The sequence below is a fragment of the Alteromonas marina genome (genome assembly GCF_000808575.1).
GTDB lineage: Bacteria > Pseudomonadota > Gammaproteobacteria > Enterobacterales > Alteromonadaceae > Alteromonas > Alteromonas marina_A.
On record NZ_JWLW01000017.1, the window covers coordinates 232,028 to 243,710 of the forward strand.

The following is an 11,683-nucleotide window of genomic DNA, read 5'->3' on the forward strand; positions in this document are numbered from 1 at the left end:
GTTCAATCGGCGTAAACTGCGTCATTAATGCTCACTTTTCAAGCAAGCAGCAATAAATATCGCCAAGTTCAGTGTTAAGCTATTGAGGCATGGCTTAGCGCTGGGTTATTCTATTGGGCTATATGTATGTTAAGTGGGTAGATCCCACGTGCGGTTAGTTGGCGTTGCTACAAACTCGCCTTATGCCGCCCCATAAACGTTTTAACTTTTAATGCGGAAGCCTAAGTTTCATGGCCGATAATCAGTACAATCCGAAAGACATTGAACAACGCGTTCAGCAATACTGGGAAGAAAACCAATCGTTTAAAGCAAATGACGATGTAGAAAAAGAAAAATTCTACTGCCTGTCTATGTTCCCATATCCTAGTGGCCGACTTCACATGGGCCACGTGCGTAACTACACCATTGGTGACGTGATCAGCCGTTTCCAGCGCATGCAGGGTAAAAATGTATTGCAGCCTATGGGTTGGGATGCTTTTGGTCTTCCGGCTGAAAATGCAGCAATTAACAACAACACTGCACCTGCGAAATGGACATACTCAAATATTGATTACATGAAAAGCCAACTTCGCTCGTTGGGTTTCGGTTACGACTGGGATCGCGAAGTAACCACATGTAAATCAGATTATTATCGCTGGGAACAGTGGTTCTTCACGCGTCTTTACGAAAAAGGCCTTGTTTACAAGAAAAACTCTACTGTGAACTGGGACCCTGTAGACCAAACTGTTTTGGCAAACGAGCAGGTAATCGACGGTCGCGGATGGCGCTCTGGTGCGCTGGTTGAGCAAAAAGAGATCCCTCAGTGGTTTATTAAAATTACTGACTACGCCGAAGAACTTTTACAAGACTTAGAACAGCTTGAAGAATGGCCAGACCAAGTACGCGCAATGCAGGCAAACTGGATTGGCCGCTCTGAAGGTGTTGAAATTACCTTCGATTTAGCGTCAGCGGTTAACGACATTACCGATTTGACGGTATATACCACGCGCCCAGATACCTTCTACGGCGTTACTTACGTTGCAGTGGCTGCGCAGCACCCTCTTGCCGAATTCGCAGCAAAATCGAACCCAGATTTAGCGGCCTTTATCGACGAATGTAAAAACACCAAAGTTGCTGAAGCTGAATTAGCAACCATGGAGAAGAAAGGTTTCGCCACGGGTTTTGAGGTTGTTCATCCACTAACCGGTGAAAAGCTTCCAATTTGGGTCGCTAACTTCGTGTTGATGGACTACGGTTCAGGCGCGGTAATGGCCGTTCCTGGCCACGACCAGCGCGATTGGGAATTTGCGACAAAATACAACCTACCTATTCAACAAGTTATTGCGCCTAACGCAGGTGATGAAGATAAGTGCGACCTTACCGCCTCTGCATTTACTGAAAAAGGCAGCTTGATCAATTCAGGTAAGTTCGACGGTCTTGAGTTCGATGCCGCATTCAATGGAATTGCTGATGAACTTGAAAGCAAAGGCTGTGGAAAGCGCAAAGTAAATTACCGTCTTCGTGACTGGGGCGTAAGCCGTCAGCGCTACTGGGGCGCACCTATTCCAATGCTAAATTTGGAAAACGGTGAATCTGTTCCGGTTCCTGCTGACCAACTACCGGTTGTTTTGCCTGAAGACGTAGAAATGAATGGCGTTACCTCGCCAATTAAAGCTGACCCTGAGTGGGCAAAAACCACATACAATGGCGAAGCCGCGTTACGTGAAACGGATACCTTCGACACCTTTATGGAGTCATCGTGGTACTACGCGCGCTATGCCTGTGCTACTAACAACGACGCCATGCTTGATCCAACATCAGCTAACTACTGGTTACCAGTAGATCAGTACATTGGTGGTATTGAGCACGCTATCTTGCACTTACTTTACTCGCGTTTCTTCCACAAATTACTGCGCGATGAAGGCTTGGTAAACTCTGATGAGCCGTTCAAGCGTTTGTTGTGTCAAGGCATGGTATTAGCCGACTCTTACTATCGTGAAGACGCGTCGGGTAAGAAAACCTGGTTCTCGCCTACCGAAGTAAGCACTGAAAAGGACGATAAAGGCCGTATTGTTAAAGCATGGCTAACCGCTGATGGTGAAGAAGTTATTCACGGCGGTATGACGAAAATGTCTAAGTCGAAGAATAACGGTATCGACCCGCAGGAAGTTATTGACCAATACGGTGCCGATACGGTGCGTTTATTTACCATGTTTGCTGCGCCACCGGAGCAAACCCTTGAGTGGGTAGACTCTGGTGTTGAAGGTGCAAACCGTTTCTTACGTCGTATCTGGAAATTAGTGACCGAACACGTTGAAAAAGGCACTCCAGAAGCGATTGATGTTAAGGCACTGTCGAAAGACCAACAGGCACTTCGCCGTGAAGTACATAAGACCATTGAGAAGGTGTCTGATGACTTAGGCCGTCGTCAAACCTTTAACACTGCGGTTGCAGCAGTGATGGAATTGTTAAACCACCTTCAAAAAGCGCCACAAGAAAACGCGCAGGACATCGCGATTATGCGCGAAGCTTGTGAATCTATCTTGTTGCTTCTAAACCCTATTACGCCGCACATCGCTCACGAGCTATGGAAAGTGTTGGGTCACAGCGAAGATATCGATTTAGCACCATGGCCACAGGCTGATAAAGCCGCATTGGTTGAAGACGAAAAGCTTATCATTGTTCAGGTTAACGGTAAGGTGCGCGCTAAGATGACAATTGCTGCTGATGCTAGCAAAGAGAGCATTGAAGCATCTGCGAAAGAACAGCCTAACGTTCAGCAATTCATCGAAGGTAAAACCATTCGAAAAGTGATTGTTGTGCCTGGCAAGCTTGTAAACATTGTAGCTAACTAGGTCAGATACTGATGAAAAAGCACTTACAATTCGCAGTCGCTGTGTTGGGAACCGTATTGGTTACTGGCTGTGGCTTTCATTTGCGAAGTAGCCCTAGCTTACCTGACGACATAAACACCGTTGCTATTGAAAGTGCCCGAGCACACGCGCCCTTGGCGCGTGCGCTTGATAAACGCTTAAACGTTTACGGTTTATCCAGTGTTAGCGTAGATAAAACATCGCGCTCTAACCAAAACGTAAACATCTATTTGCTTCCAGAAAAATTAGAACGTCAGCTGCTGTCGGTTTACCCTTCGGGTCAAGTTGCTGAATATGAACTGATATATGTTGTGCGTTACCGCGTGCAGTTTCCTGGTAAGGAAGCGGTAATGGTGCAATTTGAAGTAGTACGTGACTATCAAGACGACCCTGACCAAGTGTTGGCAAAGTCTCGCGAACTTGAATTGATGCTAAGTGAAATGCGCGATGAAGCCGCTGATATCATGATCAGACGCCTTTCCAGTCAGGCAGCCGCTGCACCAAATGCATCGACTTCCGTTAGTCAGTAAACATCAGAATTTTTCATGCAGATTTATCCAAACCAATTTAGCCAAGATATCACCAAGGCACTTCGCCCGTGCTATCTGGTGTTTGGAGATGAGCCCCAGCAGAAGTTTGATGTCATTGAGCAAATTCGCGCTAAAGCAAAAGCGAATGGTTTTGAAGAAAGAACCGTTCTTGTTGCTGAAACAGGCTTTAACTGGAATCAGTTGATTGAAGCCACACAAAGCATGTCGCTTTTCTCAAGCCAGCAGTTTATTGAATTAGAGCTACCTTCGGGAAAGCCGGGCACTGAAGGCAGTAAAATGCTTCAAGAAGTCGCGGCGTCATTAAACCCCGACATTTTGTTGCTGGTTCACGGCCCCAAAATTGGCAAAGACGTGCAGCGCGGCAAATGGTTTAAAGTGCTTGATGATTTGGGCGCGTCGGTATTGTGCTACCCGCTAGAGGGCAAGCAGCTAAATGCATGGCTAAACCAACAGTTGAATGCCCACCAACTCTCCGTATCAGCGTCTGGTGCTAAAATGATTGCTGATTTCTGCGAAGGCAACATGCTTGCTGCTAAGCAAGAAATAGACAAGCTCGCCCTGCTCTATCCCCATCAGTCTATTTCAGACGAACAAATTGAAAAGGCGATGGTCGATCAGTCGCGTTTCAACGTGTTTCAACTGGTTGACGTTATGCTTAGCGGCGACAGTACCCGCTGCATAAAAATGCTATACCGATTAGAGAGCGAGGGTCTGGAGCCTAACATCATTATTTGGGCGCTGATTCGAGAGTGGGAGCAGTTATGGAAACTAAAACTAGCGCAGCAAAACGGTGCCCCCATTCAGTGGCAAAAGTTTGGTATTTGGCGTAATAGACAAGGTTTTTATCAAAGTGCCTTGAATCGTCTGAGCGTCGCCCAGCTAGAAGACATCCAAAATGCGCTGACTCAGGCAGATCATGCATTCAAGCAAAATGTGATTGCCCGCCCTTATGTTGAAATGTGTCACTTGTGCATGATGTTTATGGGTATGGACCTTCGCGACATTCCGCTGTTGCAAGCATAGTGGGCAATTCTAAGTGAGTCTTTCCGGCGCTTCTCGAGCAAATCCAACGGTGAAAGCCATTCTTGGTGGTACGTTTAATCCTCCGCATAAAGGCCATATTGGTGCGGCACTAAAAGCGGCAGATGAAATTGGAGTAGACCACGTTCATCTCATGCCTTGTAAATTAGCTCCGCATAAGTCAGTAGGTGTATCAGAAAGCCACCGGGTAAAAATGATTGAACTTTGCGCCCAAAACAATGACAGACTTATTCCAGAGTTAATTGAACTGACGCTTCCGTCACCCTCTTATACAGTTAAAACCCTGCGTGCACTTAAAGAGAAAAGCGATGACACAATCTGTTTTTTCATTGGCGCAGATTCACTGTATAATCTGGACAAATGGTACGAGTGGGAACACCTGCTCGATTATTGTCACTTAGTGGTTATGCGCAGAGACGATGAGAAATTTTTGCCTCCTCCCGCAATACAAGCTTGGTTAGATTGTCATGTGGCTAACGATAAAAATGTTATTCACGCAAAGCCTGCAGGCCATGTAGTGTTAACCAACACACCGCTTTTTAGTGTTTCATCTACTGAAATTCGTGACGTACTAGCAAGTGCTGCTACGCCTGAAAAAGCGGGTACGCCAAACAGTTCAAATGCTAACCTATCTAACTTGTGGTTAGAAGAAAACGTTTTAGATTACATAAACGAACATCAGTTATATAAAAGTTAAGTAAGTGAGGAAAACTCTTGGAGAGTCAACAGCTCAAACAGTTTGTTAAAGACAAAATTGACGATATGAAAGGCCGTGATGTTATTGAACTAGACGTTCGCGGCAAATCAAGTATTACAGATACCATGATCATTTGTTCAGGTAACTCAAAGCGCCACGTTTCATCTATTGCAGAAAATGTCATGGTAGAAGCGAAGAAAGCGGGCCACGCACCGGGAAGTGTGGAAGGTAAGGAAACCGGCGAATGGGTTCTGGTTGATTTTGGTGATGTTATTTTGCACGTTATGCAAGATGAAACCCGTGATTTCTACCAGCTAGAGAAACTGTGGTCGTAGTGGCGTAAACGCTTGCTATAAACATGCAGTAACACGGTCAATAAAGGCCATACTCAAATGTGTATGGCCTTTATTGTATAAGTGAAATACTAATTCCTGCGGTAAGGGTAAAAGAAGTGCGTATACAAATCGTCGCGGTTGGAACAAAGATGCCAAACTGGGTAAATACCGGTGTGGATGAATTTATTCGTCGATTTCCTAGCGACATGCCAGTGTCATTCACTGAAATACCCGCCGGAAAGCGAGGCAAAAACGCGGATATTAAGCGCATCTTGGAAAAAGAAGGCGAGCAAATGCTAGCCGCTATTCCCAAAGGAAACCGCATTGTTACGTTAGAAGTAACGGGCAAACCCTGGGACACACCCACTTTAGCAAAACAGCTCGACAATTGGAAAATGGACGGACGGGACGTAAGTCTGCTTATTGGTGGTCCAGAAGGGCTAGCACCAGAATGTATTGCTGCGTCGGAACAAAAGTGGTCCTTATCAGCCTTAACTCTACCCCATCCACTTGTTAGGATCATTCTTACAGAAAGCTTATACCGCGCGTGGTCGGTGACGCAAAACCACCCATATCACCGTGAATAAGGCGTCGCCAGACTAATGCAAAGGAAATCAATGCCAAGAAAACGACAAGCTATTCGCGATCATTCTGCAGAAGCGAACTTGTTTGCACGCCGTGCGACCATTGCTTTTATTATTGTTGTTGCCATGTTGGGCATTGTACTTAATAACCTTTATTCTTTGCAGGTTACCCAGTTTGAAGATTATCAAACCCGTTCTAACGGTAATCGCATTAAAGTTCTGCCGATAGCGCCAAACCGTGGTCTTATCTATGACCGCAACGGCGTGCTTTTAGCCGAAAACCGCCCTGTTTTCAGTTTGGAAGTTATTCCAGAGCAAGTGGACGATATCGACCAAACCCTGGCCGATTTAACAGAACTAATGGGTATAACCAATGACGAACTTGAGCGCTTCCAATCAGCGCTTAAAGGTACCCGACGATTCAAACCCGTTGCGCTTCGCACCCAGTTAAGCGAAGAAGAAGTCGCGCTATTTTCTGCCAGCAAACACAAGTTTCCAGGTGTTCAAATTGAAGCCCGCTTAGCTCGTCATTACCCTTATAAAGAAACGCTTACCCATGCACTGGGTTATGTTGCACGCATTAACAAGCGAGACTTACAAAAACTTGTTGAAGCAGGCCAAGAAGATAATTACGCCGCAACCCACGATATCGGTAAGCTAGGCATAGAGAAATATCACGAAGAGCTGCTTCATGGAAAAGTGGGTTACCAGCAGGTCGAAGTAAACAACCAAGGTCGAATTATTCGTGTACTCAGTGTTGAGCCACCAACACCGGGCAAAGACATCGTACTTAACTTAGATTTAGAGCTTCAGTTAGAGGCTCAGCGAATAATAGAGGGCATGCGCGGCGCTGTAGTTGTTACTGATGTTAAAACCGGTGGCGTACTGGCACTTTACTCTAACCCTAGTTACGACCCCAATTTATTTGTACATGGTATCAGCAGCAAGAATTACTCTGCGCTACTGAATTCGCCAGACCGCCCGTTAATTAACCGAGCAACCCAAGGACAATACCCTCCCGCTTCAACCATTAAACCCCACTTAGGTTTTGTGGGGCTAGAAGAAGGAGTAATCACTAAAGACTATACGGTTAATGACACTGGACGCTATCAATTGCCAAATGTGTCGCACGTGTGGCGCGATTGGCGTAGATGGGGCCACGGTAAAGTAGATGTGGCTAAAGCAATAGAAGTGTCGTGCGATACTTATTATTACGAGCTAGCGTATAAATTAGGTATCGATAAAATCAGTGAATCTATGTACGAATTCGGATTCGGAGATTTCACGGGTATCGATCTTTATGAAGAGTCAGATGCCAACATGCCTAGCCGAGGCTGGAAACGCGCTCGCTTTAATCAACCCTGGTATATCGGCGACACCATCCCCGTTGGTATAGGACAGAGCTATTGGACCACCACGCCGGTACAGTTAAATACATCGGTTAACACGTTGATCAATGCTGGGGAACGCTATATTCCACAAATCATTCGCGGTTATATGAACACAGATAGTTCTGTCGACCTTATCCCACTTAAGTCGCTGCGGCCTATAGAAATTAAGAACCGTAACAATTTGGATGTGGTGTTAAACGCCATGCGCGATGTTGTGAGTGGCGAAGAAGGCGGCGCGCGTCATGCATTTGCAGATACTCCTTACGACTCTGCGGGTAAGACAGGAACAGCACAGTTATTTACCGTAGGTCAGAATGAAAAATATGACGCTACTAAAATTGATGAGCGTCTTCGAGACAATGCCATGTATGTTGGCTTTGCACCGTTCAATGATCCAGAGATTTCGGTAACCGTGGTCCTTGAAAACGTAGGCGGTGGTAGTAAGAACGCAGCACCCGTCGCCCGTCAAATCATGGATTTCTATTTCAGAGACCGTGTTTTTGAAACTGCCAAAGCTAACTCGGCAAACAGTGATAATGAATTAGGGACGAACTAGTGAAGAGAACCACCATAAACCCTAATAAAATAATTTTTCTTCAGCGCATTCATATCGATGGCTGGCTGTTAGTCGGGCTAGTCGTGTTAAGTTGTGTTGGGCTATTTACTCTGTACTCGGCGTCAGGTCAGGATATGGAGCAAATGGAGCGCCAGTTTATCAGGCTGGGATTTAGCTTTATCGTTATGTTTGGGTTAGCCCAAGCCCCTTTGGGCGTGTTTAGGTTTTTCTCAACCTATGCCTATGGTGCAGGCCTGCTAATGCTAATTGCCGTATTATTATTTGGTGATATGGGCAAAGGCGCACAGCGCTGGCTAGATCTGGGCTTTATCCGTTTTCAGCCCTCTGAATTGATGAAGCTTGCCGTGCCTATGATGGTTGCATGGTATATCAGTAAATTCACTATGCCCCCACGCACCACCCACATTATCGTTGGGTTTGGTTTGGTGGTCGTGCCCACCATTCTCATTGCAAAGCAGCCCGATCTAGGGACCTCGTTACTCATCGCCAGTTCAGGTATTTTTGCCATATTCCTAGCAGGTATGAGCTGGCGGCTTATTTCTGTTGTAGGCGGGTTAGTTGGCGCGTTTGCACCTGTTATGTGGTTCTTTTTAATGAAGGATTATCAAAAACAGCGGGTTCTTACTTTTTTGAACCCGGAAAGCGACCCGCTAGGGTCTGGCTACCACATAATCCAATCTAAAATTGCCATTGGTTCGGGTGGTGTAGACGGCAAAGGCTGGCTGCAAGGCACGCAATCACAACTCGAGTTTTTACCCGAACGTCATACCGACTTTATCTTTTCAGTATTCAGCGAAGAGTTTGGTCTTACCGGTGTAATGTGTTTAATGGCAATATACATTTTTATAATTATGCGCGGCCTTATAATTTCTAGCCGAGCACAAGACGCCTATGCAAAATTGCTTGGCGGAAGTATTACGCTTACCTTTTTTGTTTATGTGTTTGTAAACATGGGCATGGTGTCCGGATTACTTCCCGTGGTGGGTGTTCCCCTTCCTCTAGTGAGCTTTGGAGGAACATCTATGGTGACTTTAATGGCAGGTTTTGGCATTCTTATGGCCATTGCCACTCAGAAACGTTTAATGTCTAGATAACTTGTATGTTGCAGCGCCTTTTTTCGGTACTTGATTTTGTAAAAGCGGGGTTAGTTAGTGCGGGTCTTGTTAACCAGAATCTGGCAAACGGACATTTCTTTCGCTATAGCTCAGCCGTTTTTATAGTTTTGGCATTAGTGGGATGCCAAAGTGCACCTACACAATCTGGTCGCTATACCCAAAAACAAGACTCAGCGCCTAAGCACGTTGCCAAGAAACCAGAAACACTTGATGCTGTACCAAAATACGAAGCCTACCGCATGTTTAACAGCAGGCCTTACAAGGTATTGGGCAAGCACTACACGCCAATGGATAGTGGTAAAGGCTATGAAGAGGTCGGCTATGCCAGTTGGTATGGCCAGAAGTTTCACGGTCACTTAACCTCAAATGGCGAAACTTACAATATGTTTGCCATGAGCGCGGCTCACAAAACATTGCCACTGCCCTCTTACGTGCGTGTTACTAACTTGGAAAATAACAAACAAGCGATCGTCCGCGTTAACGACCGAGGCCCTTTTCACGATGATAGAATTATCGATTTGTCGTATGCAGCCGCAGTAAAACTAGGCTACCACAGCAAAGGCACAGCGCGAGTCAAACTTGAAGTTATCCACTTTGACGAACAAAACAATGTAACGGTGGGAAACAGTCCAACTGTTACTTACGATGAATACTTGGGTATTGCGGTAGTACCCGCACCGGCCTTGGCAGCAACTTCACCCACCCCGCCATTAGCCCCCTCTTCGAACACCGCGGATACCAACTCAAGCAGCAGTGAGAAAAGTAGCAACGCGGTAAGTGATGCGATCTATATTCAAGTTGCTGCGCTTTCAAACGCCGAGAAGGCAAAATCTATCTCTAACGTGCTATCGGCGTTATATCAAATTCCCGCTCACCTGCCAGTAGCAGATAACATTTATAAACTACAGCTTGGCCCTATCCACGATGAAGCTGTCGTCGCGGAGGTTCTTGAACAATTAAAGCAAAATGGCTATCCCAACGCTTACGCGATTACGCAGACCATGTAGTTGGTTGGGTTGTCGCACGCTCATAAAAACAACGACATTGTGGCAGCATTGTGTCATTCAGCAGGCAATATCACGGTTTCTTCGCCTAATACCTACAATCGCGTAAACTTTTTTGATAAAACCTAGTCTTATAAGCAGCCTTTCGTTAAGATCTCTCGTCACCTCAGCTAATATGTAGGTGAAACAACAGAATTCGGTTACGAACTGGACAAAAGCTAAAATTGGGTAGCCATATTTTGCGGTCATCGTTTCGCGGTCATCGCAACAATAGGGTAAGCTTTAACTCACACGGATAAAACGGTCAAAGAAATTAGAACCATGCTCAGAATAATTCAACGCGCTAAACCGTCATTACTTTCATTTGCCTTTTTGGTGATAGGCACATTACTACACACAGCAAATGCTGCCGTAGTCACTCCGCCTGCTCCTTCAGTTGCCGCAGAAGGTTTTCTTCTAACCGACTTTGAAACGGGTCATGTCATTGCATCTAAAAATGCGGACATGCAGCTTGCTCCTGCGAGCTTAACGAAAATAATGACTATTTATGTTATTGGTAAAGAACTTCAAGCAGGCAACATTAGTCTTGACGATGAAGTCACCATTTCTGAGAATGCATGGGCGAAAAAATTCCCTGACTCGTCAAAAATGTTTATTGAAGTAGGTACACAAGTTTCAGTACGTGACTTACTACGTGGCATTGTTGTGCAGTCAGGTAACGACGCCTGTGTTGCTATGGCAGAACACGTAGCAGGTTCGGAATCTGCGTTCGCCAGCATGATGAATGCTCATTCAGCATCACTGGGCATGACAAGCTCACACTGGGTAAACGCTCACGGTCTTCACGACCCTGACCACTATACTACCCCTCGTGACATGGCGATTCTGTCTCGCGCGCTTATCGCAGAAACACCAGAAATGTACAAGATATATAGCGAGAAGGAATTCACCTACAACGGCATCAAGCAATACAACCGCAATAGCCTGTTGTGGGACAAAAGCTTAAACGTTGATGGCATTAAAACTGGCCACACGTCAGATGCGGGCTACAGCCTAATCACCTCTGCAGAGCAAGGCGGCATGCGTCTCATCTCTGTAGTTATGGGTACTGATAGCGAACGTGCACGTAAAGTTGAAAACAAAAAGCTACTTAAGTATGGCTTCCGTTTTTACGAGACACTTACGCCATACCAAGCTGGTCATAGTTTCGTTGCTCACCGCATCTATATGGGTGATAGAGAGACAGTAGACCTTGGAATTAATCAATCTACCCCCATTACTATTCCACGCGGTCAGGCGGCTAATTTAGAAGCTAACTTCGAACTTGATGACAAGCTTGAAGCACCACTTGCAAAAGGTCAGGTTGTTGGAAAACTTTATCTACAGCTAGACGGTGAAGATGTGGCAAGCTATCCCCTAGTTACCCTTCAAGAAGTCAAAGAGGGCAGCTTCTTTAATCGCATGAAAGACTACATTATGCTTCAGCTAGGATTTGACGACGAGTAAACACCTTTACTGAATACGTTAAAAAGCTAG

At 45.7% G+C, this 11,683-nt stretch carries 10 protein-coding genes; all 10 read left to right on the top strand.

The window, feature by feature from the left end:
• The first annotated feature begins 230 nt into the window (after positions 1 to 230).
• The 10 genes from leuS (at position 231) to RJ41_RS11220 (ending at position 11,653) form a co-directional block, all read left to right on the top strand.
• Entirely contained in the window at positions 231 to 2,834 is a 2,604-nt protein-coding gene (gene leuS / locus RJ41_RS11175) for a leucine--tRNA ligase (protein WP_039220593.1), read from the top strand.
• Between the two features lie 11 nt (positions 2,835 to 2,845).
• Positions 2,846 to 3,382 (top strand): LPS-assembly lipoprotein LptE, encoded by a 537-nt coding sequence (locus tag RJ41_RS11180; RefSeq protein WP_014976413.1) that lies wholly within the window; start codon positions 2,846 to 2,848, stop codon positions 3,380 to 3,382.
• A gap of 15 nt (positions 3,383 to 3,397) precedes the next feature.
• The gene (gene holA, locus RJ41_RS11185; RefSeq protein WP_039220596.1) at positions 3,398 to 4,426 is read left to right on the top strand and encodes a DNA polymerase III subunit delta; all 1,029 of its coding nucleotides are present in this window, start codon (positions 3,398 to 3,400) and stop codon (positions 4,424 to 4,426) included.
• Positions 4,427 to 4,439: 13 nt separating this feature from the next.
• Positions 4,440 to 5,141 (top strand): nicotinate (nicotinamide) nucleotide adenylyltransferase, encoded by a 702-nt coding sequence (gene nadD / locus RJ41_RS11190; RefSeq protein WP_039220600.1) that lies wholly within the window; start codon positions 4,440 to 4,442, stop codon positions 5,139 to 5,141.
• A 17-nt stretch (positions 5,142 to 5,158) separates the two neighbouring features.
• The gene (gene rsfS, locus RJ41_RS11195) at positions 5,159 to 5,476 is read left to right on the top strand and encodes a ribosome silencing factor (protein WP_014949353.1); all 318 of its coding nucleotides are present in this window, start codon (positions 5,159 to 5,161) and stop codon (positions 5,474 to 5,476) included.
• A gap of 116 nt (positions 5,477 to 5,592) precedes the next feature.
• A complete protein-coding gene (gene rlmH / locus RJ41_RS11200) occupies positions 5,593 to 6,063 on the top strand; it encodes a 23S rRNA (pseudouridine(1915)-N(3))-methyltransferase RlmH (RefSeq protein ID WP_039220720.1) in 471 nt (156 codons plus the stop codon).
• 30 nt (positions 6,064 to 6,093) lie between these two features.
• Entirely contained in the window at positions 6,094 to 8,007 is a 1,914-nt protein-coding gene (mrdA, locus tag RJ41_RS11205) for a penicillin-binding protein 2 (protein ID WP_084081844.1), read from the top strand.
• Positions 8,007 to 9,122: a rod shape-determining protein RodA gene (rodA, locus tag RJ41_RS11210; protein ID WP_039220602.1), complete on the top strand. Its 1,116-nt coding sequence runs from the start codon at positions 8,007 to 8,009 to the stop codon at positions 9,120 to 9,122. The genes mrdA and rodA overlap by 1 nt, the downstream gene beginning before the upstream one ends.
• A 5-nt stretch (positions 9,123 to 9,127) precedes the next feature.
• A complete protein-coding gene (locus RJ41_RS11215; protein ID WP_039220605.1) occupies positions 9,128 to 10,150 on the top strand; it encodes a septal ring lytic transglycosylase RlpA family protein in 1,023 nt (340 codons plus the stop codon).
• Between the two features lie 318 nt (positions 10,151 to 10,468).
• Positions 10,469 to 11,653 carry a D-alanyl-D-alanine carboxypeptidase family protein gene (locus RJ41_RS11220; protein ID WP_084081846.1) on the top strand — a complete coding sequence of 395 codons (1,185 nt, stop codon included), beginning with the start codon at positions 10,469 to 10,471 and terminating at the stop codon, positions 11,651 to 11,653.
• Positions 11,654 to 11,683 lie beyond the last annotated feature (30 nt).

Coding starts and splice junctions, on each gene's coding strand:
- mrdA (WP_084081844.1), top strand. CDS start 6,094: ATGCCAAGAAAACGACAAGCTATTCGCGATCATTCTGCAGAAGCGAAC.
- RJ41_RS11215 (WP_039220605.1), top strand. CDS start 9,128: ATGTTGCAGCGCCTTTTTTCGGTACTTGATTTTGTAAAAGCGGGGTTA.
- leuS (WP_039220593.1), top strand. CDS start 231: ATGGCCGATAATCAGTACAATCCGAAAGACATTGAACAACGCGTTCAG.
- RJ41_RS11180 (WP_014976413.1), top strand. CDS start 2,846: ATGAAAAAGCACTTACAATTCGCAGTCGCTGTGTTGGGAACCGTATTG.
- holA (WP_039220596.1), top strand. CDS start 3,398: ATGCAGATTTATCCAAACCAATTTAGCCAAGATATCACCAAGGCACTT.
- RJ41_RS11220 (WP_084081846.1), top strand. CDS start 10,469: ATGCTCAGAATAATTCAACGCGCTAAACCGTCATTACTTTCATTTGCC.